The sequence below is a fragment of the Thalassospira sp. B30-1 genome (assembly GCF_015767575.1).
Taxonomy (GTDB): domain Bacteria; phylum Pseudomonadota; class Alphaproteobacteria; order Rhodospirillales; family Thalassospiraceae; genus Thalassospira; species Thalassospira xiamenensis.
Genome location: NZ_CP065232.1, coordinates 3,982,671 through 4,006,869 on the forward strand (window position 1 = coordinate 3,982,671; position 24,199 = coordinate 4,006,869).

The window sequence follows — 24,199 nt, forward strand, 5'->3', positions numbered from 1 at the left end:
CAAATCCGCAAAACCGCAGCAATCAATAAATCGCCGTTCCGGCCCCTTCCGGCTTGCCTTCGATGTTACGCGGTGCCGGATGTTCGGTTGACTTGCGATCCACAAGATCGACAATTTCGGAAATCACCCGGACCAGTTGGTAATCCTTGGGCGTATAAACCGCCGATACGCCCATCTGACGCAGAACAAGCATATCGGCATCCGGGATGATGCCGCCAACAACAACCGGAATATGCCCCGCCCCTTGCGCACGCAGTCCATTGACCACTTCGCGCACCAGTGGCACATGCGACCCTGACAGGATCGAAAGCCCGATCACATGCGCGCCTTCGTCGATGGCATTGCGCACCAGTTCATCAGGCGTCCAGCGAATGCCGTCATAAAGCACGTCGATCCCGGCATCGCCCGCCTTGACCGCGATCTGTTCCGCCCCGTTGGAATGGCCGTCCAGCCCCGGCTTGCCGACCAGCATTTTCATGCGTTCGCCAAGTTTTTCGGAAACCTCGTCCACGCGACTGCGCAGGTTTTTGATGTCATCTGCATCCCCGGTCACGATCATCGATGTGATGCCGGTCGGCGCACGGTATTCGCCAAATACCTGACGCAGCGTTTCCGACCATTCCCCGGTCGTAACCCCGGCATGGGCACACGCAATCGAACTTTCCATGATGTTGCGGTCTTCGCGGGCGGCGGCTTCAAGATCGGCAAGGCTTCTGGCAACCGCGGACGGGTCGCGACCGGCCCGCCATTCTTTCAGCTTTTCAATCTGTTCCTGTTCGGCCATGTCATCGACCGTCAGGATCGATTTTTCCCCCGATGTCAGGGGTGATGCTTCGGTTTCGGTATAGGCATTCACACCGATCACCTTGGTCAACCCGGTTTCGATATCGGCCAGACGGCGCGCATTGGACCGCACCAGTTCCTGTTTCATGTAACCAAGATCGACTGCGGCAATCGCCCCGCCCATGGCATCGATTTTCGCCAGTTCTTCGCGTGCACCGTCCTTAAGCAATCCGACCTTGCGTTCAATCGCCGGATTGCCGTCAAACAGGTCGTCATATTCCAGAAGGTCGGTTTCATAGGCCATGATCTGTTGCAGGCGCAGCGACCATTGCTGATCCCATGGGCGCGGCAAACCAAGGGCCTCGTTCCACGCCGGAAGCTGCACGGCACGCGCGCGCGCATTCTTTGACAGCACCACCGACAGCATTTCGATCAGGATGCGATACACATTGTTTTCGGGTTGCTGTTCGGTCAGGCCAAGCGAATTGACCTGCACGCCATAGCGGAACCGGCGATATTTTTCATCGGCAATGCCATAACGATCCCGCGTGATTTCATCCCACAATTCGCAAAATGCCCGCATCTTGCAAATCTCGGTCACAAACCGGATACCGGCATTCACAAAAAATGAAATGCGCCCGACAACTTTGGCGAAATCTTCTTCGGGCACCTGACCGGATGCCTTGACCGCATCAAGGACGGCAATGGCAGTTGCCAGCGCATAGGCCAGTTCCTGTTCAGCCGTCGCCCCTGCTTCCTGCAAATGGTACGAGCACACGTTCATCGGGTTCCATTTCGGCACCTCGCGATAGGTGAAGGCCGCAACATCGGTAATCAGTTTCAGACTGGGTGCCGGCGGAAAGATATAGGTCCCGCGAGACAGATATTCCTTGATGATGTCGTTCTGGGTCGTGCCCTGCAGGCTGTCGCGCGGCGTTCCCTGTTTTTCGGCAACGGCAATATAAAGCGATAAAAGCCATGCCGCCGGTGCGTTGATCGTCATCGATGTGTTCATCTGATCAAGCGGAATAGCCTCAAACAGGGTCATCATGTCGCCCAGATGCGATACAGGCACGCCGACCTTGCCGACCTCGCCGCGCGCCAGAACATGGTCCGAATCGTAACCGGTCTGGGTCGGCAGATCGAACGCGACCGACAGCCCCGTCTGCCCCTTCGCCAGATTCTGGCGATACAGCGCGTTCGATGCGCTGGCCGAACTATGCCCGGCATAGGTACGGATCAACCACGGGCGGTCGCGTTCCGGCTTTGCTGCACTGCGTTGATTTTCCATCGACATGGCGACCTCGCGTATCTTTATTACCCAAAAGCTTTATGTTTATTACAAGAAAACGTTATTAAATTACCTACTAGACATCACTTGGATAATTATATAACAATTTGTGCAACGCGATAAAAGCAAAAACTAAGAAAGCATTCGGGGAACCCGGCTAAAACCCAAGGGACACCGGTGCATTTCAGGGAAAATATCACAAGTTCCGTGGCTTGGAGGATTCGTCGACCGCAGCGCAACACAAGGTAATTTTATTACCAGCCATTTACAGCGCATCCCGGATCGACCCCGAACAAGGAGTGAAGGCCATGAATACGACTGCTGAAGTTCTGCCGTTCCGTGGTGGTCATGAAGAAAAAGACCTGTATGAAATCGGCGAAATCCCGCCGCTGGGTCATGTGCCGAAAAATATGTATGGCTGGGCCATTCGCCGTGAACGTCACGGCGAACCCGATACCGCCATGCAATGCGAAGTCCTGCCCGTCATCCAGCCCGACAGCCACGAGGTCCTCGTCCTCGTGATGGCGGCGGGTGTGAACTATAATGGTGTGTGGGCGTCGCTTGGCAAACCGATCTCGGTCTTTGACGTGCATGACCTGCCCTATCACATCGCGGGATCGGATGCGTCGGGCATTGTCTGGGCGGTCGGGTCAAAGGTCACACGCTGGAAAGTCGGCGATGAGGTCGTCATTCACTGCAATCAGGATGACGGCGATGACGAGGAATGCAACGGCGGCGACCCGATGTTATCCCCCACCCAGCGCATCTGGGGCTATGAAACACCGGACGGATCCTTTGCCCAGTTCACCTGCGTGCAGGCCCAGCAGCTCATGCCGCGTCCCAAACACCTGACATGGGAAGAAAGTGCGTGTTACACGCTGACCCTTGCCACCGCCTACCGCATGCTGTTTGGCCATCGCCCGCATATCCTGCGACCCGGTCACAATGTTCTGGTGTGGGGGGCCTCGGGCGGCCTTGGATCGATGGCGATCCAGCTTATTACCACGGCAGGTGCCAATGCGATTGGCGTGATTTCCGATGAAAGCAAACGCGATTTCGTGCTGGGCCTTGGTGCGAAGGCCGTGATCAACCGCAAGGATTTCAATTGCTGGGGCCAGTTGCCAACCGTGAATGGCCCGGAATTTGGCGACTATATGAAAGAAGTACGCAAATTCGGCAAGGCGATCTGGGACATCACCGGCAAGGGCAATGACGTTGATATCGTCTTTGAACATCCGGGCGAACAGACCTTCCCCGTATCGTGCAACGTGGTCAAGCGCGGCGGGATGGTCGTGTTCTGTGCCGGGACGACGGGCTTTAACCTGACCTTCGATGCGCGCTTTGTCTGGATGCGCCAGAAACGCATTCAGGGCAGCCACTTTGCCAACCTGAAACAGGCCGCCCAGGCCAACAAGCTGGTGATTGAACGCCGCATTGATCCCAGCATGTCCGAAGTGTTTGGCTGGGACGATATTCCGCGTGCGCATATGAAAATGATGCGCAACGAACACAAGCCCGGAAACATGGCCGTTCTGGTTCAGGCCAAACGCCCGGGCATGCGCACCCTTGAAGAAGCAGTCGACGCCTAACCCACATAAAGCGTCGGCTGACCGTTGGCGGCCCTGATGCGTTCTCGCCCGATCCGCATCGGGGCTGCCACTTTTCAATCCTTGCCCAACCGGCAGGACAACAATGATAGTCTGCTTCATGCACCAGATGGACCGAACCCGATGACCAGACCGATGACCGATAATGCCCTGCTGCCCGAACTGACCCGGCTTTGCGATGATGCGCTGGCGGCCCTTGCCCCGGTGCATCACGCCGCCGAAACCGCCATGCGCGAAAGCGTGACGGTGGATGGCAAAATCGATGCCAGCGCACTTGATGAAAACCAGTATGCCGCCCATGGCTTTGCATGGTTTTCAACCTATGTCACAGCACTTAAGCAGATGAAGGCATGGGCTGATCGGCTTGAAACGCAGGGCAAATTCGGAACGCTTGAACAATTGATCCTTCAGGCGGCCTTTGGCGAATATCTGGCGCAAATTCAGGGCGGCATTCCAATGTCGCAGGGCGAATTTATCCGCCTTTCAACCCTTGGCGTTCCGGCTGATGTGATTGCCGCCCTTGGCGACAGCCGCGCGGTTGCGACCCTGACCGGTTCGGGCAACAACGACGCCACCCGGCGTGCGATTGCCGACCAGATCAAGGACAGCCTTGATACCGGCCGCTTTGGCGAAACCGGGCTTGAAGACGAAACCCTTGATATGGTCCGCGACCAGTTCCGGCGCTTTGTCAATGAAAAGGTCAGCCCGCATGCCCATGGCTGGCACGAACGCGATGAACTGATCCCGATTGAAATTATCAACGAGATGTCCGAACTGGGCGTTTTCGGCCTGACCATCCCCGAAGAATACGGCGGGCTTGGCATGGGCAAAACCGCGATGTGCGTCGTGACAGAAGAACTCTCGCGCGGCTATATCGGGGTGGGCTCGCTTGGCACCCGGTCCGAAATTGCCGCCGAACTGATCCGCCTTGGCGGCACCGACGCGCAGAAAGAACATTACCTGCCGAAACTGGCATCGGGTGAAATCCTGCCAACCGCGGTCTTCACCGAACCCAATAACGGATCGGATCTGGCGCATCTGCGCACGCGCGCGACCAAGGATGGCGATACCTATAAGGTCACCGGCAACAAAACATGGATCACCCACGCGGCGCGTTCCGACCTGATGACGCTTCTGGCACGCACCAACCCCGATGAAACCGGATATCGCGGGCTATCCATGCTGCTGGCCGAAAAGCCGCGTGGCACGGAAAATGATCCGTTCCCGGCCAAGGGCATGAGCGGCGGAGAGATCGAGGTGCTTGGCTATCGCGGCATGAAGGAATACGAACTGTCGTTTGACGGCTTCGAAGTCCCCGCCGAAAACCTTCTGGGCGGGGATGAAGGCCAGGGCTTCAAACAACTGATGGCAACCTTTGAATCGGCGCGCATCCAGACGGCTGCGCGTGCGGTTGGCGTCGCCCAGAACGCGCTTGAAATCGGGATGCGCTACGCACAGGACCGCATCCAGTTTTCCAATCCGCTTTACAGCTTCCCGCGGGTTTACGGCAAAATCGCCTGGATGGTGGTCGAAACCATGATCGCGCGCCAGCTCACCTATTTTTCCGCCATCGAGAAAGATCAGGATATCCGCTGCGATATCGAGGCCGGCATGGCAAAGCTTCTGGGCGCGCGCGTTGCGTGGTCAAATGCCGATAACGCGCTTCAGATCCATGGCGGCAATGGCTACGCGCTTGAATACCAGATCAGCCGGGTTCTGTGCGATGCCCGCATCCTCAACATCTTCGAAGGGGCGGCCGAAATACAGGCACAGGTGGTGACCCGCGGTCTTCTGGGCCGATAGCCAACGATTGGCCCCCTGATGTCGTCTCTCTCCAGCGAACCGTGGCCCCGGTGAAAAACCTGGGCAAACTTGGCCCGTCACCCTTGACGGGCCTCTTTCTTGTGTCAACCTAAAGTATGATATCTTTATATCTACCTTGCGGTGGTAACATCACCCCAATCAGCAGGTAAAAAATCGAAAAAATCGAAGCCTGCGCGGCCTGATATGCCGATGGGGAAACAGGGAGAGACGTTTCATGAATCACGCGTCTGCATCACCGGAAAATGCAATTTTCACGCGTGCACATGCTGCGCGTGAAATCTTTGACAAACATGCCGACAAGCTCGCCGAAAGCCTTCTGGCAGAGCTGTTTGGCACAGGCCAAAGCAGCCGCAATCCGCACGATCCGAAGGCCCATGTCAGCGAACTGGCCAAACGCCTGCGCACCTTGATGGCCGCCAATAGCGGATCGGATTTCGATGCCTGCTTTGCCGATCACATTCTGGCCGATGCCATTGCCGGCATCCCCGCCAGCCGCATCGTCCAAGCCTACCACAACACAATCGAAAATTTCGCCAGACTGGCAGCATCCGAGGGACGCGGCCGACGCGATCCCGGCGTTCTCGATGCCTGCCGTTCGATGCTGATGGGCGATATGGCCTGCCTGATGGCCAAGGCCGAACGCCACGCGGCACAGGCAAGGTCGGCATCGGAAATCCAGTCGATGTCGGAAATCATCGAACGCGAAACCGATAACATCATCGCCGAAGTCGGGTTTCAGGCCGGACGTACCAATGACGTCGCGCAAACCATGGCATCCGATGCGCATGATCTGTCGGAACTGGTTGAACGGATCACGTCAACCACCGCCATTGCCAGCAACAATGTTTCCACCGTCGCCTCCGCGACCGAGGAATTGCAGGCATCGAGCGAGGAAATCGCCGACCGCATCCACAAAACCAACGATATCGCCAGTCAGGCCGTGACCCGTGCACAGGAAACATCGGTCACGATGAACAGCCTGTCAGACACCGCAAGCGAGATCGGCAAGGTTGTCGATATCGTCAAACGCATTTCCGATCAGACCAAGATGCTGGCCCTTAACGCCACCATCGAAGCCGCCCGCGCGGGCGATGCCGGCAAGGGTTTTGCCGTTGTTGCCAACGAGGTGAAAAACCTGGCATCCCAAACCGAAAAAGCCATTTCCGACATCAACGCCCAGATCACCGCCATTCAGGACGCAACCTCCGACGCCGTTGGCGCGATTGAGGGCATCGGCGGCGCGATTGACGAAGTCAGCCAGCTGTCATCGGATATCGCCTCATCCGTCCAGCAACAGACCGCCGCCATCAGCGAGATTTCAACCAGCGCGCAGGAAGTGTCCACCCACATGCAGGGCATTTCCAGCGACATCGCACTGGCAAGTGAAAGATCGCACAATGCCAGCAAGACATCGGAAAACCTGCGTATTCTCTCTTCGAATATCCGCAAGGATATCAACGAAATGGAAAACCGGTTCCGCGTTGTTCTGCGCACCAGTGACAGCAGCAACCGCCGCAATCAGGAACGCGTCCCGATTGCCGTTGATATCGAAATGGATTTCGGCAATGGCGACAAACGCAAAGGTGTTTCCGCCGATATGTCGGTTGCCGGTCTTCTGGCGCGCATCAAGGCCAGCGATCAGGACAATGGCAAACCGGTTTCGATCCTGCTTGATGGCAGCACACGTTTACATGGCATTTTAAAAGCGGTTTCAGGTCTGGGATCGCATGTCCAATTCACCGAACTGGACGAAGACGCCAACCGCACGATCATGGGGCTTTTGCAAAAAACCCGCGATCACGACAACAAGATCGCCGAACTGGGCGCACCCTTGGCGGCCCAACTGGCAAAGACACTCGAAAACGGTATCCGCAATGGCGAGATCCGCAAAGATGATCTGTTCCGCCCCCGCTATGAACCGATTGAGGGCTCTGATCCGATACAGTTCATGACGCCCTATATCCCCTTTACCGACCGGCATTTCACCCCGTTACAGGAAGAAATCCTGCAAAAGGACAAACATATCGTCTTTGCCGCCGGGGTGGATATCAACGGCTTCCTGCCGACCCATAACAAGGTTTACAGCCAGCCACAGCGCCCCGGTGAACCGGCATGGAACATGGGCAATTGCCGCAACCGGCGCATCTTTGACGACCGGGCCGGCCTGATGGCGGCGCGCAACACCAAACCCAAACTGTTGCAGACCTATTTCCGCGACATGGGATCGGAAGTCGTGTTCATGAAGGAATGCGACATCCCGATTGTCGTGAACGGCGAACAATGGGGCAATCTGCGCATCGGATATCGCGCCTGATCAGATCGGGCTGCCCGCCAGATCGCAGATTGAAAAAAGGGGCAGATCACAAGACCTGCCCCTTTTGCATTTTGACCTAGCGAAATTCAAACAGTTCGGTATGGAATGATTTGGCGGGCAACCCCTCACGGACCAGATCGCGTTTCAATGCCGCGGCAAAGGGCTGTGGCCCGCAGAACCAGAAACTGGCAGCATGCCAGTCGGGGATATCGGCCCGAACCCGCTCCGCTTTCAAAAGGCCATCCTCATCATCACGCCAGACATGCAGGGTAACCCCGGCCTTGTGCGCCAGTTGCCTGATACGGTCCATCAGGGTCGCATCCTCGCTCGGGGCGACCTGATAGAAATCGATCTTCTGTTCGCCCGCAGCCGGTTTCAGCGCGAGTTCTTCAAGTTTTGCAAGGAACGGGGTCAAACCGATACCACCAGCAATCCAGACCTGACGATCATTGCCCTGCCCAAAGGTGAACCGGCCATAGGGCCCTTCAAGCCGGACGTCACCCCCGACGCGCAAATTATCCGGCAATGTTTCCGTATAATCGCCCAATGCCTTCACCAGCAGGGTGATCTGCGGGAATTCCGGGTTCCAGTGCGAGGAAATCGTAAAGGGATGCGGGCGTTCGTCATCCCCAAAGGCAACGCAGGCAAACTGCCCTGCCTTGTGCCCCCGCCAGCCCGCCTCGGGCATGATGGTGATCTGCACGGTATCGATATCAGGCAGACGCACGATATTGACGATCTTTCCGGCGACCTGCCGGTTACGGCCGACCCGCCCGGCAAGGACAATACATGCCGATATCGTGCCCGCGATCAGAAGCACAGCCGTCACAATGCCAATCGGGCTGATCCAGTTGCCAAATTCAAACAGGAACATAGCGTGCACCACCAGCACCAGATACGCCGCAGCGATGAAGGTGTGTGTTTTGGCAAACCAGCGATAGGGAAACCATTTGATCAGCGCAATAATCATCAGGGCCACGGCAACATAGAACGCCCATTCGCCAATCCCCTCGGCAAAGCCGCGCTGACCGGCAAAGAAGCCCTGTAACTGGGAAAATCCGGTCTGATCCCCATGCGACCTGCGCCGACCGCCTTCAATCAGGCCAAGGGCCGATGCCCATTTCGGGCCATTCGACCAAAGCCAGTGGATCACGGATGTCACCAGAACCGTAATGCCAAGCCATTTGTGCAGCCGATAGGTTTTATCCAAGCCGCCGGTATAATCTTCAAGCCATACCGGACGTGTCGCCAGGATCATGATCAGGCTCATGATGGCAATCGACAGGGTGCCAAAATACTGGACCATGAAATTTCGAAGCTGAATGAATTCGGCAACTTCGAACAGGCCCGGATTGGCCGCCAGCCAAAGCAGCGTAATCACAGAAAGAAAACCGGCATAAATGAAGGATATGTTTTTCATGATCGTGGTCCCGAATGTCATCCCGCAGCCGGGAAGACCCCGACAGCGCAATGAACTAACCAGAAAAACTTCACCATATTATGCCAGTTGGGGCATTAACTTGTATCAAACCGTATCAAAATACCGGTTCTGATACAAAAGGCGGGAAATCGATATCCCCGCCCTGTTGCATCTTCCGTCCTGTCAGCTGTGCGAATGCAAAACCGCCTCGGCGATTTCGCGTTCGACATCGGCCGGGTAATCATAGAATCCCGGCTTGAACGACGATGCCCCACCCGATGCCAGCCAGTCGATCCCGCGGATCAGAATGGCGGAAAATGGATCAAACAGATCCTTGCCCGAACCGCCCATGCCCGGCGCGAGGTTAAGCAGGCTACCACGGTTCAGAAGGTAGACTTCCTTGCCATTATCAAGCGTGAAACGCTCGATATAGCGGCGCATCCGGGTGCGTTCCTGCGTATCAAGCCATTTGACGTCAATTTCGGTATTGGAATGCCCGACATTGACCAGAATGACGCCACGACGCGCCAGCTTGATCTGATCCGCACCAAGAATGCCGGAAAAACCCGTCGCGGTAACGACAATCGCACACTCCCGAAGCCCGTCTTCAAGGCCAACAACCCGGCAACCGTGATGCTGGGCTTCAAGCGCCCGGACCGGATCACGTTCCGCGACCGATACCACAGCCCCCAGATTGCGCGCCCGTTCGGCAACGCCGCGCCCGACCGGGCCAAAACCGATCACCAGAACCGAACGCCCATAAAGCGCCAGACCGGTCACATTGGAAAACACCGGCCACATTTCCTGCGCCACGTGATGGCGGTTATGCAGACGATCCTTGATCGCAATATCGTTCCAGTTAAACACCGGGAAGGTGAAATCAAGCTTTTCGACGCGGTGAACACCCGTCGTGGTCGCTTCAAGCGCGCCATCGACCTTATGGCCCTTTTTCACGAACGCCTCGATCAGCTCCCCACCCATATCGGCCACGATATCGGCCGGGCTGTCGGACAGGATATCGATGCTTTTGGCATATTCATCAGGCGTCATGCCGGAAAAGGCATGGACCTCGACCCCGTTCGCCGCCAGATAGGCGGCGGCAACATCATCGGTGCTATCGGGGTTGCACGCCCCGACCTTGACCGTGGCGCCTGCTTTGACAAACGGCAGCAGGGTCGGAATGGTGTCTTCAAGAACGTGCTGAAAACTGACGATGGTTTTGTCACGCAAGTCGCGTTTGGCAACGTAATTGCCGTATTTGGCGGTCACCGGGCAGATCACCTCGCGCCAGGCAAGGGTTTCATCGGTGATATTGGCGGCAAGTGCCGGGTCCTTGATGCGGCTGGTCGTCGAGGTGGTCATGGGTGGGCTCGCTTGAAACGTGGGACGAATACTGGATTACCCCCATGTGTTAATCCCAGCCCGGCCGGATGAAAAGCATTTCTGACCGGCTGGTCAGATTTTTCATCCGGCAGGCCAATTGATTACACAACCCCGGCAAACTAAGGACGCGCCGGAATTTCCAGACCACGCTTGACCGCCGGACGCGCAAGCCCGCGCTCAAGCCATGCCGGAACGTTTTTCAGACTGTCATAATCCACCAGTGCCCCGGCATCATAGAAACCGATCAGGTTGCGCACCCAGCCAAGGGTCGCGATATCGGCAATGGTATATTCATCACCCATGATCCAGTCACGCCCGGCAAGACGGGTTTCGAGAACACCGAGCAAACGTTTGGATTCCCCAACATACCGATCCCGCGGGCGTTTATCCTCATACTCGCGACCGGCAAATTTGTGGAAGAAACCAAGCTGACCAAATATCGGGCCAATCGCCGCCATCTGGAAAAACACCCATTGGATGGTTTCGATCCGGGCAATCGGATCAGAAGGCAGGAATTTTCCGGTTTTTTCCGCCAGATACAAAAGAATTGCGCCCGATTCAAACAGGCCAACCGGTTTTCCATCCGGGCCGTTCGGGTCAATGATGGCCGGGATTTTGCCATTCGGGTTCAGCGACAGGAATTCCGGTGTCCAGGTTTCGTCCTTGCCGATATCAATGAAATGCGGCTCGTAATCGATGCCGGTTTCTTCCAGCATGATCGAAACCTTGACCCCGTTCGGTGTCGGCAGGGAATAAAGCTGCAATATATCCGGGTTCGTAGCAGACCAGCGTTTGGTGATGTCAAATGCGGACAGATCAGCCATCTGATTATTATCCTTCCTGATTTGGGTCATGGCGGTTGATGGGGGCGGCATTGCGCCAGACCATCAACCCTTATCCAACGTGATATCCCCAAGATGCAGGACAAGACGGCCTTCCCGCCAGCGCGAAATTGGCAATTGACTGTTTCCCGCCCTGTTTCAGTCCTGCGGCAACAACAGATCAGGCCAACCCGCTGATGCAGATTGGCCTGACTGGACTGCGACATCCGGATCAGTATTCATCCGCTGCCGATATGGGATTGCCTAAACCGCGTGCGATATTACCACGCACGATAAGGCAGGAATTTGCCATCAAGGGTCACGACAACGCGGTCGCCCTTCGGATCGGCCTTGCGTTCGATATACATTTCGTAATCAATCGCGCTCATGATGCCGTCGCCGAACTTCTCATGGATGATTTCTTTGATCGTTTCGCCGTAAACGCCCATGATTTCATAAATGCGGTACACCGCCGGATCGGTCGGCACCGCCTGCTCCCAGATTTTCATCGGGCATTCCTGCAGCACGGCGGATGCCTCCGCCGGAAGCTCCAGCAACGCCACCAGCATATCGGCCTTTTCCTTGGGCGCGGAATTCATGCCAAGGCAGACCGAGGTGGTCCAGACCGGGGACATGCCGATCTTGCTGGCGATTTCTTCCCAGCCAAGGCCCTTGGCTTTTTTGGACGTAATGATCAGTTCTTTCACATCTGCTTTTTTCACAGCTTTTCTCCACTTCACTGTCTGTGTCGTTACGGATTAGTCGGCACCATTCACCACCCGCGCACGCGCAGGTGTTTCCCCGGTACCTTTGTTGGATGTATTGGCAACCGGCCCGTTCAGGCCAAAACGGACAACGTTTGGTTCGGAAACGCCATCCTCGTCGCGCTTCCCGGCCAGTTCGCGGGACCGCTTGGCAAGGAATTCGACCAGATGGTTGCGAATGTCGTAATAGTCGGGATGATGGATGATATCGGCGCGAACGCGCGGACGTTCGATATCGACCTGTACCGATTCCGCGACCCGCGCATAAGGTCCGTTGGTCATCAGAAGGATGCGGTCGGCAAGAAGGATCGCCTCGTCCACATCATGGGTGATCATGAAAACGGTCTGATCCGACCCGGCCCAGATACGGATCAATTCATCCTGAATGCTGCCCCGTGTCAGGGCATCAAGTGCCCCAAACGGTTCATCCAGCAACAAAAGTTCCGGCTGAATGGCAAAGGCCCGTGCGATTGAAACGCGCTGCCGCATACCGCCTGATAACTGCGATGGCTTGCGAAGCTCTGCCCCGCCGGTAAGTCCGACCATTTCCAGATATTTGATCGAATGATCATGGACCTGCTTCTTGGTCCAGTTGCGATGACGCGCCTGCACGGCAAAGGTCACGTTTTTAAGCGCGGATAACCACGGCAACAGGGAATAGTTCTGAAACACGATACCGCGATCAAGACTTGGCCCCGATACTTCCTTGCCATTCATGATCACCGCACCGTCGGTCGGCTCGTCCAGCCCGGCAAGGATATTCAGGATCGTCGATTTGCCGCAGCCCGAATGACCGATGATGCAGACAAATTCGCCCTTTTCGATGCCAAGATTGACGTTTTCAAACACGGTTAACGGATCAGAGCCCTTGGGGCCGGGGAACCGTTTGCTTAGTCCCTGTACGCTCAGGAAGGGTGTTGGCATGGTGCTTTTCCTTATTCCTGGTACTGCACAAGGCGGGCGCAATAGGCGAACGCCGTATCAAGAAGCATGCCGACAAGACCGATCATCAGGATCGAAAAGATCACACTGGTCAGATCCAGATTGTTCCATTCGTTCCAGACGTAATAGCCAATGCCGGTACCCCCCACGAGCATCTCGGCGGCCACAATCACCAGCCACGCAATCCCGATGGAAATCCGCATCCCCGTCAGGATGGTCGGTGCCGCCGCCGGAAGAATGACGATCCACGCGGTTTTAAGCGTGCCAAGTTCATGGGTGCGCGCTACATTGACCCAATCCTTGCGCACACCGGCAACACCAAAGGCCGTATTGATCAGCATCGGCCAGATCGAACAGATAAAGATCACAAAGATCGCCGATGCCTGACTGTCCTGAATGATAAACAGCGCAAGCGGCATCCACGCCAATGGCGAGATCGGGCGAAGGATCTGGATGAACGGATCAAGTGCCCGATACATCAATGGTGACATGCCAATCAGGAACCCGGCGGGAATGGCAATTGCCGCCGCCAGAAAATAGCCCGATAGAACGCGATAAAGCGAATAACCGATCTGAATGCCAATCCCCTTGTCGTTGGGACCGGCATCATAGAAAGGGTTGGAAAGTTCTTCCCACGCCTTGACGAACACCGCAGATGGCGGCGGCACAGCGGCCTTTGGCTCTGCCCCGCCCATCAGGATTTCATATTCTGTCAGTTCACTGCCCAGTTTCTGCTGGGGGCTGGCGGCCTCCCATATTCCAAGAAGAACCGCCAGCAAAACAGCAGACAACAGCAGCGCCCTGGCATTCAGGGATGCGATCATATCAGCTTACCCCTTTGCCAATCGGGAAGCTGTTGACATAGGCCTCGGGCTGATCGGGATCGAACACTTTGCCCATGATCGTGTATTTCTGATAGGTGCTGTCTGGCGCTTCGTAACCAAGGTCTTTCATGATCTTGGCGCAATCGGCCGCGACATAGACTTCTTCGGCGATTTTCTTGTAATCAACATCGCCGTCGATATAGCCCCAGCGCTTCATCTGCGTCAGAATCCACACACCCATCGAATGCCACGGGAACGGATCGAAATCGATGCGATCCGGCACATTTTTGACCTCGCCCAGACCATCGGCATACCGCCCGGTAAGCACCTGCTCGATGACCGGCACCGGCTGGTTCAGATAGTTGGTCGGCGCAATTGCGGCCGAAATTTCCTTGCGGTTTTCGGGTTTGGATGCGTATTGCGTCGCATCAACAATCGATTTCAGAAGTGCGCCATAGGTATTGGGCATTTCATCGGCAAACGCCTTGGAACAGGCAAATGCGCAGCACGGATGACCTTCCCAGATATCCTTGGTCAGGGTGTGGATGAAGCCGATTTTTTCCCAGACGGCGCGCTGGTTGAACGGATCAGGCGACAGATAACCATCAAGGTTACCGGCACGCAGGTTTGCGACCATTTCGGGCGGCGGAACGACACGGATCTGAATGTCTTTATCCGGGTCAAGGCCATGTTCGGCGACGTAATAACGCAGCAGGAAGTTATGCATCGAATATTCGAACGGCACACCGAACTTGAAGCCCTTCCACTGTTTGGGATCGCGTTTATCAAGATGGTCGTTATGCAGGACAATCGCCTGCCCGTTTATGTTTTCAACCGCCGGCATCAGGAACGGGGTCGCGGTCGATCCGGCCCCCATGGTGATGGCAAGCGGCATCGGCGTCAGCATATGCGACGCGTCATATTCATTGTTCAGGGACTTGTCGCGTGCGACTGCCCAGCCCGCCGTCTTGATCACATCAACATCAAGACCGTATTTCTCATAAAAGCCCATCGGCTGGGCCATGATGATCGGTGTGGCGCAGGTGATCGGAACAAAACCGATATTAAGCTTGGTTTTTTCCGGCGTGCCCAGATCATCAAGGATCGCCGCCTTGACCTTATCAAGCGGCAGGACCGACGCCAGTGCCGCCATCATCGTCCCGCTGCCAACCATTTTGGCAAAGGAACGACGTGAAATCTCGTTATGCCCGAAGACAGAGCGGACCACCGCACTTTCAATCGCGCGATCCAGCATTTCCTCGCTGCTGGCAAGCTTGCCAGACGACGAAGCAACGCCATCCACAGCCATATCGCTATGGGCGGGCATCGATGCCAGATCGTATGTGTCTTCGTGATGGTCATGACCGGCATGGTGATGTTTGCCGGTTGCGCAAGCCTCGCAGCCGCAAGATTTGCTATGCCGCAGATCGCTTTCGCCACTGAATGGATCGCCCAGACTTTTGATAGACATGTGGTCACCCCCTGTTTTGTTTACGCCGCCCGTCAGGCGACACCGATATTCGGGGTGATAACAGCAACCGGCGTGCCAGATTTGTGCAGCGCGAAAAACTCTAGGGAAAGACTGGACTTTGGCCCGAAACAGGCGCAATCTCAGACCATACGAAATTTCGTAATTTACGATATTTCGTAACCATATTTACGAAATATCGTAGGCCGACCACGATGGATCAGATTGCAAACCCGCCACCCCCAACGGTTTCGGACGCCCTGTATCAACAGGCCCTTGCATCGCATATTCATCCGACCCTGCTGGTGCATCCGCAAAGCGATCGCATCATGTTTGCCAATCAGGCCGCGGCGAATTTGCTGGGCCGCAGCATTTCCGATCTGAAATCCACCGCCATGAGCAGCCTGCACAAGGGACAGGTGCCAAGCCTTGTGGTGTTCAGTCAGGCCGCCCTTTATCACGGTTTTGCCTGGACACGGGGCCTGAACCTGATGCATGCGGATGGCACCGAAATCCGGCTTGAACACGAAGCCCGCGCCCTGCATTGGGAGGGCGCGGATTACCTGATCATCATCCTTTGTGATCTGGACGCCCGCCACCGCCGCGACGTTGATGCAGAGGCCGATAATTACCTGCGCGAAGGCATTGCCGAATGGCGGCGCGCCGAACGTTTTTTCCGTGAAATCGAACGCGAAAACCAGTTGATACTGGGTGCGGCGGGCGAAGGCATTTACGGGGTCAACAGCGACGGCGTCACCACCTTTGTCAATCCCGCCGCCGAACGCATGCTGGGCTGGACGGCCGAGGAACTGGTGGGCAAGGAAATCCATTCGATCATCCACCATTCGCATGTCAATGGCGACCCATACCATGCCGAACATTGCCCGATTTACAATGCGTTTCGCGAAGGCATCGTTCGGCGCGTTGACGACGAAGTCTTCTGGCGCAGCGACGGCAAACCGATCCGGGTTGAATATACCTCCACCCCGATCCGCGATCATGGGCTGGTGATTGGCGCGGTGATCGTGTTTCGCGACATTACCGAACGCAAAATTGCCGAGGAAAAGCTGCATGCCGCCCTGGCCGAGGTTGATCGCCTTCGCGAAAGGCTGGAACTTGAAAACGCCTATCTTCAGGAAGAAATCCTCTCGACCAACAACCATCACGAAATCATCGGCCAGTCCGAGGCGATCAATAGTGCGCTTAAACAGATCGATCTGGTCGCCCCTACCGATGCCAACGTCCTGATCACCGGGGAATCGGGGACCGGCAAGGAACTGATCGCGCGCGCCATCCATCAGGCCAGCCACCGGCGCGACCGCGTTCTGGTGCGCGTAAACTGTGCCGCCATCCCCCATGAACTGTTCGAAAGCGAGTTTTTCGGCCATGTCCGCGGTGCCTTTACCGGGGCCGTGCGCGATCGCGTTGGCCGGTTCGAACTGGCCGATGGCGGGACGTTGTTTTTGGACGAGGTCGGTGAAATCCCGCTGGAACTGCAGGGCAAGCTTTTGCGCGTTCTGCAGGATCAGAAGTTCGAACGCATCGGCGAGGAACGCACGCGCGAGGTCAATGTAAGGCTATTGGCCGCAACCAACCGCGATCTCAAGGAAGAAGTCCGGCTCGGCCGCTTCCGCGAGGACCTGTATTTCCGCCTCAATGTATTTCCCATCGAATGTCGGCCACTGCGCGAACGGCCCGACGATATCCCGCCATTGGCGACACATTTCCTGCGCAATATCTGCCAGCGGCTGAACATCCCGCAACTGACCCTGACCAACGGGCAGGTCAGAAGCCTGATGAAATATGACTGGCCCGGCAATGCGCGCGAACTTGAAAACATTATCGAACGCGCCGCCATTCTGGCCCGTGATGGTAAACTGAATTTTGACCTGCCCGAACCCAATCGCCGCGAAACCGACCCCGGCAATGCCGACCCCGCGCGTGATCAGATAAACCACGCATCCGCAATCCTCACCGAAGATGACCGGCGCAAACGTGAATATGACAATATCATCCGCGCCCTTGAAACCACACGCGGCCGGATTTTTGGCCCCGATGGCGCGGCGGCCCTTTTGAATGTAAAGCCAACAACACTGGCATCGCGGATCAAAAAGCTTCGGATTGACCGGCGCGATTTCACGCCATCGGGCCAGCACTAGGAACCAGTCATCGGAAATCGCAAAGATTTTTCGATCTGCGACCTTGCCCCCGCCCGCAGTTTGACGCAGCATGTCGCCCCGCCCGGCACATTACCACCGCAAGGGCGGCACAAAGGAGTAGTCCGGTATGGCTGGATTTTTACAGATTGGCGTTCTGATCGCGATGGCCGCGGTCGCGGTTATTCTGGTACTTGGCATCGTCACCATGGCGCGCGGCAAGGATGCCAGAAAATCCAACAAGCTGATGCAGCTTCGCGTACTGGTACAGGGGATTGCCCTTTTGCTGCTGGTCATCCTGTCCTTCATGGCGCTTGGCAAATAAAACAAGCCCGCCGAAGGTCTAGCCTCAGAAAGTCACGTCTCAGAATAACGGAATTCAAGATGGTTCAACTGACCCGCATCTACACCAAATCCGGCGACAAGGGTAAAACCGCTCTTGGCAATGGCAACCGCGTTGCCAAAAACGATATTCGCGTTGCGGCCTATGGCACGGTGGACGAAACCAATGCGGTGATCGGGGTTGCCCGCCTGCATGCGACGGGTGATGTCGATGCCATGCTGGCCCGGATCCAGAACGATCTTTTTGATCTTGGGGCTGATCTGTGTACGCCCGGTGACGGCAGCGACGATAACCCGGAACGCCCGGCCCTTCGCATTACGGCCACGCAAACCGAACGGCTTGAGGCCGAAATCGATGCGATCAATGCCGATCTGGACCCGCTGACATCCTTTGTCCTGCCCGGCGGCAGCGCCCTTTCCGCCCAGCTTCATGTCGCGCGCACCGTGTCGCGCCGCGCCGAACGGCTGATTGTGGAGCTCTCGGGAATCGAGGCGATCAACCCCGAAGCAGTGCGTTACATCAACCGCCTGTCGGACCATATGTTCGTTCTGGCCCGTCATGCCAATAATGGCGGCAGGGACGATATCCTGTGGCAACCCGGCCTGACCCGCTAGGCAAATATTCGAATAAATCCCTGTCTTTTCGGGGGCTGGTTGCCTATCAATACCGCCAGATACTTCAGAATTTCAGTAAAGAAGTTATCGTTAACGTTAACCTCTTTACGTAAATTGACAAGCCCCGTAGCACCCCCTATTGTGCATCGCGGGGAAAACAGTAACATCGGGCCCCGCTACGGACTGCCCCGGCAGAACGCAGCAAGCCCATAGCTTCGACAACAAAAACGAACAGGTCTGTCATGAAGGTTCTTGTCGCCGTTAAGCGCGTTGTGGATTACAACGTCAAGATCCGTGTCAAACAGGACCAGTCTGGCGTTGAATTGAACAACGTCAAAATGTCCATGAACCCGTTTGACGAAATCGCCGTTGAAGAGGCCGTCCGCCTCAAGGAAGCCGGCACCGCGACCGAAGTGGTCGCCGTATCGCTGGGTGTGAAACAGTGTCAGGAAACACTGCGTACCGCCCTTGCCATGGGTGCCGATCGCGGCATTCTGGTCGAAACCGACGACGAACTGCAACCGCTTGCCGTTGCCAAACTTCTCAAGGAAGTCGTTGCCAAGGAAAGCCCGGATCTCGTGATCCTCGGCAAACAGGCCATTGATGACGACGCCAACCAGACCGGTCAGATGCTGGCCGCCCTTCTGGACTGGCCGCAGGGCACATTCGCGTCCAAGGTCGCCGTTGCCGATGGCAAGCTTGACGTCACCCGCGAAGTCGATGGTGGCCTTGAAACCATCAAGATCGATCTTCCGGCCATCGTCACCACCGACCTTCGCCTGAACGAGCCGCGCTATGCGTCGCTTCCCAACATCATGAAGGCCAAGAAAAAGCCGCTTGATACGTTAAGCCCGGCTGATCTTGGTGTCGACACCGCGCCGCGCCTGAAAACCCTGAAAGTGACGGAACCACCGGCACGTCAGGCAGGTGTGAAAGTTGCCAGCGTCGCCGAGCTTGTCGACAAGCTTCGCAACGAAGCCAAAGTGATTTAAGCGGGGGCCGATCAAATGAGCATTCTTGTTATTGCCGAACACGACAATACCGAACTGAAGGGCGTAACGCTCAATACCGTTGCCGCCGCACAGAAAATCGGTGGCGACATCACCATTCTGGTCGCGGGCGAAAACTGCCGTGCGGTTGCCGATGCGGCCGCAAAGGTGGCGGGCGTTTCCAAGGTTCTGGTTGCCGATAACGCGGCCTATGGCCATTTCCTGGCCGAAAACATGGCGGGTCTGGTCAATGAACTGGCCGGTGATTACAGCCACGTTCTGGTGGCGGCTTCGACCACGGGCAAAAACTTCATGCCCCGCGTTGCCGCACTAAAAGACGTCGCACAGATTTCCGACATCACCGATGTCGAAAGTGCCGATACGTTCGTCCGTCCGATCTATGCCGGAAACGCGATGGCAACCGTTCAGTCGTCCGACAGCCTGAAACTGATCACCGTGCGTACCACGGGCTTTGATCCGGTCGCGGCCGAAGGCGGTTCCGCAACCATCGAAGATATCGCAACTGCGAAAGATGCCGGGAAATCCGCTTTTGTCAGTCAGGAACTGACCGAGTCGGAACGTCCGGAACTGACCGCAGCCAGCGTTATCATCTCTGGCGGTCGCGGTATGGGCTCGGGCGAGAACTTCCACCTGATCGAACCGATTGCCGATAAACTCGGCGCTGCCATTGGTGCTTCGCGCGCCGCCGTCGATGCGGGATACGCCCCGAACGACTGGCAGGTCGGCCAGACCGGCAAAGTTGTTGCACCGCAGCTATACATTGCGGTAGGCATTTCAGGTGCGATTCAGCACCTTGCCGGCATGAAGGACAGTAAGGTCATTGTTGCGATCAACAAGGACGAAGAAGCACCGATCTTCTCGGTTGCCGATTACGGTCTTGTCGCGGACCTGTTCGAGGCCCTTCCCGCATTGGCGAGCGAACTCGACAAATAATCAGATCCCATCTAGGGTCAGAACAATCTAAAGAACGTTGTTCTGACCTTGTTTTGACCCTTGGGGATGAGTGGGGAACAAATGGCTTCGCTTGAAGATATCAAGACCATTGGCGTAATCGGTGCCGGTCAGATGGGCAATGGCATTGCTCATGTGATTGCACTTGCCGACTACGACGTCCGACTGCTTGACGTATCGGCAGAGGCGCTCGACAAGGCGCTTGGCCTGATTGGCAAGAACATGGATCGTCAGGTCAAGAAAGACCTGATCACCGAACAACAGAAAGCAGCAGCCCTCGCCCGGATTACCACGGGTACGGAATACAGCTTCCTGTCTGATTGCGATCTCGTGATCGAGGCCGCAACCGAGAACGAAGAAACCAAGAAACAGATTTTCAAGGCTCTGTGTCCGGTTCTGGGCCCCGAAGCCATCATTGCGACGAACACCTCGTCCATTTCGGTGACGCGTCTGGCTTCCTATACCGACCGCCCGTCGAAATTCATGGGCATGCACTTCATGAATCCGGTGCCGCTGATGAAGCTGGTCGAACTGATCCGCGGCATTGCCACGGACGAGCCGACCTATCGCACCATTCATGAATTGACCAAGAAACTGGGCAAAGACACGGCAAGTGCCGAAGATTTCCCGGCCTTCATCGTCAACCGCATTCTGCTGCCGATGATCAACGAGGCGATCTATACGCTTTACGAAGGCGTCGGCAATGTCCGGTCCATCGATGATGCCATGCGCCTTGGCGCAAACCATCCGATGGGGCCGCTGCAACTGGCCGATTTCATTGGTCTGGATACCTGCCTGTCGATCATGCATGTCCTGCATGATGGTCTGGCCGATACCAAATATCGTCCCTGCCCGCTTCTGGTCAAATATGTCGAAGCCGGTTGGCTTGGCCGCAAGGTCGGCCGCGGCTTCTATGACTATAGCGGTGACGAGCCGGTTCCGACCCGCTAATCATTGCCAGGTTACGCATTCAAGGGCCACTGCATCGCTGCGGTGGCCTTTTTGCATTGGATTGATGATTTAACCAACGTGCAAAGCTTTTGATCTTTCGATCAGAAATTGCCCTGCTATGATGACGGCCAAGGAACCAAGACCAAAAAAAGAGTCCAGGTCAGGACCCAGGAGGCCGTCCCACATGTTTCTCGGAATAGATGTCGGCACATCTGCCGTTAAAGCGCTTCTGATGGATGAACATTCGCTCACCGTCGCCGAAACCGATGTGCCCCTGACGCTCAGCAACCCCAAACCATTCTGGAGCGAACAGCACCCCGATGACTGGTGGGCGGCGACCTGCACGGCGCTGGATCAGTTGAAATCATCCAACCCCGCCGCCCTTGCCGCGGTTCGGGCCATCGGCCTGTCTGGCCAGATGCACGGGGCGGTAATCCTTGATGCGAATGACAAGCCACTCCGCCCGGCGATCCTGTGGAATGACGGCCGGGCCAAGGCCGAATGCGATGAATTGCAGGCCGCCCTGCCCGATCTGCCATCGCAGGCCGGTGTGGTTGCCATGCCCGGTATGACCGCGCCCAAACTGATGTGGCTGCGCAAACACGAACCCGAAATCTTTGCCCGAATCAAAACCGTCCTGCTGCCCAAGGATTACATCCGTTTCTGCCTGACCGGCGAAAAGGTCACGGAAATGTCGGATGCCGCCGGAACCCTGTGGCTTGATGAAGAAAGCCGAAGCTGGAATTTTGACGCCATTGCCGCAACCGGCATGGATATTGCCCAACTACCCCGCCTTGCCGAAGGAAGCGATCCCACCGGCCATTTGCGCGGTGAACTGGCCGCGCGCTGGGACATGAAGCCGACCGTGATTGTTGCCGGTGGTGGCGGCGATGCCGCGACCGGTGGCATCGGTGTCGGCGCGGTCAGCCACGGCGACGGCTTCATTTCGCTTGGCACCTCGTCACAGATTTTCGTGGCATCCGACCGTTATCGCCCGAAACCCCTGGAACTTTTGCACAGCTTCGCCCATGCCGTGCCCCAGCACTGGTTCCAGATGGCGGTATTGCTCAACGGGGCAAGCTGCCTTTTGTGGGCGGCAAACCTGTTGGGCGAAAAGGATATCGGCGCATTGCTGCAACGCACCGAAGCCGGGCATAAGGCCCCGTCGGATGTTGTGTTCCTGCCCTACCTTAATGGCGAACGGACCCCGCATAACGATCCCTATGCGCGCGGCGTGTTCTTTGGCCTTGGTAGCGACACATCGCGCGAAACAATGGTCCAATCGGTACTCGAAGGGGTCGGTTTTGCCCTTCTGGACGGGCAATCGCGCCTGCATGCCGCCGGAACGCATTGCGAATTGCCCGGTGTCATTGGCGGCGGCGCGCGCAGCCGATACTGGATTCAACTGATATCTGACATCATGGGATGTCCGCTTGCCCGATACGAAGGGGCGGCCAAGGGCCCGGCCTTTGGCGCGGCACGTCTGGGGCGGCTGGCACTTGATCACGAAACGGTCGAGGATGTCTGTCAGAAACCGGTCATTCAGGAAGTGATCGAACCCGATATGCGCAAACATGCCGATTATCAGCCGCGATTTGCCAAATTCAGACGAATCTATGCAGCCCTGCGCGATGAATTCCAACCTGTCTGAATACGTCATCAGACCATACCGATTGCCTTACCTGACCGGCCTTTCAGCGGTGTGATGCATTTCACCTGAAATGTTGCATCCGGGTTCTTTAAACACCTGAAAAGATGCCAATATCAGTAAAAGGTATTAGAAATTTTCTAATCGGATAGTCCATGACCATTGCCATCGTCGGAAGTTCCAATATCGATTTTGCCGCCCGAGTTGCCCAATTGCCCAAACCCGGCCAAACCGTATCGGCCAAGGATTACATGACCGGCCCGGGCGGAAAGGGATGCAATCAGGCGATTGCCGTTGCACGACTGGGTCAAATGCCTGTTTTCATTTCCAAAATCGGCAATGATGTTCTGGGACGCAGCCTGATCGATACCCTGAACGCCGAAGGCTTTGACACCAACCAGCTGATCCAGTCGACCGACGCCCAGACCGGAACTGCCCTGATATCCATCGACGATGCTGGCGAAAACATCATCACGGTGGCCGGTGGGGCAAACATGACCATGAGCCGGGCCGACATCCGCGAAAAACAGGTGTTTCTGGAACATTGCAATTATCTGCTGGTGCAGCTCGAATGCCCGGTTGTTGCCATTGCCTGCGCAATGAAATACGCCCGCGAAGCTGGCGCAACCATCATCCTTGATCCGGCACCGGTGCCCGACCGGGTTGTTTTGCGCGATCTGATGGAACTGACCGACATCGTCACCCCGAATATCAGTGAATGTTCTGCCATGACCGGCATTCACCCCGACAATGATGAAACCGCCCACGCGGCCGCATCAAAACTGCACGAAATGGGCGCGCGTATCGTGGTGATCAAAATGGGATCAAGGGGCGCATTTTATTCCGACGGCGACCAGTCGGGCAGGGTCGACCCCTTTGACGTTGCCGCAATTGATACGGTTGCCGCGGGGGACTGTTTCAATGGCGGGCTGGCCGTTGCCCTGCATGACGGACGACCACTGCGTGATGCCGTCCGGTTTGCCTGTGCGACCGGGGCATTGGCGACCACGCGCTATGGTGCTGCCGACGCCGCCCCGACCCTTGATCAGGTTCTATCACTGATGGAAAGTGCTGATTGATCCCAA

19 protein-coding genes are annotated in these 24,199 nt (G+C 56.5%); 11 read left to right on the forward strand and 8 right to left on the reverse strand.

Annotated elements, in window-relative coordinates; translation table 11 throughout:
• Positions 1-22: 22 nt before the first annotated feature.
• Complete coding sequence (locus tag IT971_RS18710) at positions 23-2,080, reverse strand: protein meaA (RefSeq protein ID WP_083195721.1); 2,058 nt, start codon at positions 2,078-2,080, stop codon at positions 23-25.
• A 302-nt stretch (positions 2,081-2,382) separates the two neighbouring features.
• Between IT971_RS18710 and ccrA the strand changes: the two genes are divergently transcribed.
• The 3 genes from ccrA (at position 2,383) to IT971_RS18725 (ending at position 7,819) form a co-directional block, all read left to right on the forward strand.
• Positions 2,383-3,663, forward strand: a complete 1,281-nt coding sequence (gene ccrA, locus IT971_RS18715) for a crotonyl-CoA carboxylase/reductase (protein WP_007092360.1) — start codon at positions 2,383-2,385, stop codon at positions 3,661-3,663.
• Between the two features lie 153 nt (positions 3,664-3,816).
• Positions 3,817-5,484: an acyl-CoA dehydrogenase family protein gene (locus IT971_RS18720; RefSeq protein WP_065702154.1), complete on the forward strand. Its 1,668-nt coding sequence runs from the start codon at positions 3,817-3,819 to the stop codon at positions 5,482-5,484.
• A gap of 235 nt (positions 5,485-5,719) precedes the next feature.
• A complete protein-coding gene (locus IT971_RS18725; RefSeq protein WP_065701838.1) occupies positions 5,720-7,819 on the forward strand; it encodes a methyl-accepting chemotaxis protein in 2,100 nt (699 codons plus the stop codon).
• Positions 7,820-7,895: 76 nt separating this feature from the next.
• On the opposite strand, the gene IT971_RS18730 is transcribed toward IT971_RS18725, so the two are convergent.
• The 7 genes from IT971_RS18730 to IT971_RS18760 all read right to left on the reverse strand — a co-directional run bounded on the left by IT971_RS18730 (position 7,896) and on the right by IT971_RS18760 (position 15,444).
• Positions 7,896-9,239 (reverse strand): ferric reductase-like transmembrane domain-containing protein, encoded by a 1,344-nt coding sequence (locus IT971_RS18730; protein WP_065702155.1) that lies wholly within the window; start codon positions 9,237-9,239, stop codon positions 7,896-7,898.
• Positions 9,240-9,422: 183 nt separating this feature from the next.
• Complete coding sequence (locus IT971_RS18735; RefSeq protein WP_065701839.1) at positions 9,423-10,601, reverse strand: adenosylhomocysteinase; 1,179 nt, start codon at positions 10,599-10,601, stop codon at positions 9,423-9,425.
• 140 nt (positions 10,602-10,741) lie between these two features.
• Positions 10,742-11,446 (reverse strand): glutathione S-transferase N-terminal domain-containing protein, encoded by a 705-nt coding sequence (locus tag IT971_RS18740; protein WP_065702156.1) that lies wholly within the window; start codon positions 11,444-11,446, stop codon positions 10,742-10,744.
• Positions 11,447-11,724: 278 nt separating this feature from the next.
• Entirely contained in the window at positions 11,725-12,165 is a 441-nt protein-coding gene (gene cynS, locus IT971_RS18745; protein ID WP_007092354.1) for a cyanase, read from the reverse strand.
• A 36-nt stretch (positions 12,166-12,201) separates the two neighbouring features.
• Complete coding sequence (locus IT971_RS18750; RefSeq protein WP_063092068.1) at positions 12,202-13,131, reverse strand: ABC transporter ATP-binding protein; 930 nt, start codon at positions 13,129-13,131, stop codon at positions 12,202-12,204.
• An 11-nt stretch (positions 13,132-13,142) separates the two neighbouring features.
• Positions 13,143-13,973 carry a nitrate ABC transporter permease gene (gene ntrB, locus IT971_RS18755; protein ID WP_065701840.1) on the reverse strand — a complete coding sequence of 277 codons (831 nt, stop codon included), beginning with the start codon at positions 13,971-13,973 and terminating at the stop codon, positions 13,143-13,145.
• Position 13,974: 1 nt separating this feature from the next.
• A complete protein-coding gene (locus IT971_RS18760; protein ID WP_065701841.1) occupies positions 13,975-15,444 on the reverse strand; it encodes a CmpA/NrtA family ABC transporter substrate-binding protein in 1,470 nt (489 codons plus the stop codon).
• Between the two features lie 212 nt (positions 15,445-15,656).
• On the opposite strand from IT971_RS18760, the gene IT971_RS18765 reads away from it, so the two are divergent.
• The 8 genes from IT971_RS18765 to rbsK all read left to right on the forward strand — a co-directional run bounded on the left by IT971_RS18765 (position 15,657) and on the right by rbsK (position 24,193).
• Positions 15,657-17,600: a sigma 54-interacting transcriptional regulator gene (locus IT971_RS18765; RefSeq protein WP_065701842.1), complete on the forward strand. Its 1,944-nt coding sequence runs from the start codon at positions 15,657-15,659 to the stop codon at positions 17,598-17,600.
• A 127-nt stretch (positions 17,601-17,727) separates the two neighbouring features.
• Complete coding sequence (locus IT971_RS18770) at positions 17,728-17,922, forward strand: twin transmembrane helix small protein (RefSeq protein ID WP_007092349.1); 195 nt, start codon at positions 17,728-17,730, stop codon at positions 17,920-17,922.
• Between the two features lie 59 nt (positions 17,923-17,981).
• Positions 17,982-18,554, forward strand: a complete 573-nt coding sequence (locus IT971_RS18775) for a cob(I)yrinic acid a,c-diamide adenosyltransferase (protein ID WP_065701843.1) — start codon at positions 17,982-17,984, stop codon at positions 18,552-18,554.
• 242 nt (positions 18,555-18,796) lie between these two features.
• Entirely contained in the window at positions 18,797-19,546 is a 750-nt protein-coding gene (locus IT971_RS18780; protein ID WP_037987118.1) for an electron transfer flavoprotein subunit beta/FixA family protein, read from the forward strand.
• A 15-nt stretch (positions 19,547-19,561) separates the two neighbouring features.
• Complete coding sequence (locus tag IT971_RS18785; protein WP_065701844.1) at positions 19,562-20,497, forward strand: electron transfer flavoprotein subunit alpha/FixB family protein; 936 nt, start codon at positions 19,562-19,564, stop codon at positions 20,495-20,497.
• Positions 20,498-20,578: 81 nt separating this feature from the next.
• Positions 20,579-21,466 (forward strand): 3-hydroxybutyryl-CoA dehydrogenase, encoded by an 888-nt coding sequence (locus tag IT971_RS18790; RefSeq protein WP_037987116.1) that lies wholly within the window; start codon positions 20,579-20,581, stop codon positions 21,464-21,466.
• A gap of 184 nt (positions 21,467-21,650) precedes the next feature.
• Positions 21,651-23,117 (forward strand): xylulokinase, encoded by a 1,467-nt coding sequence (gene xylB, locus IT971_RS18795; RefSeq protein WP_065701845.1) that lies wholly within the window; start codon positions 21,651-21,653, stop codon positions 23,115-23,117.
• 152 nt (positions 23,118-23,269) lie between these two features.
• Positions 23,270-24,193: a ribokinase gene (rbsK, locus tag IT971_RS18800; protein ID WP_065701846.1), complete on the forward strand. Its 924-nt coding sequence runs from the start codon at positions 23,270-23,272 to the stop codon at positions 24,191-24,193.
• Positions 24,194-24,199: the final 6 nt, after the last annotated feature.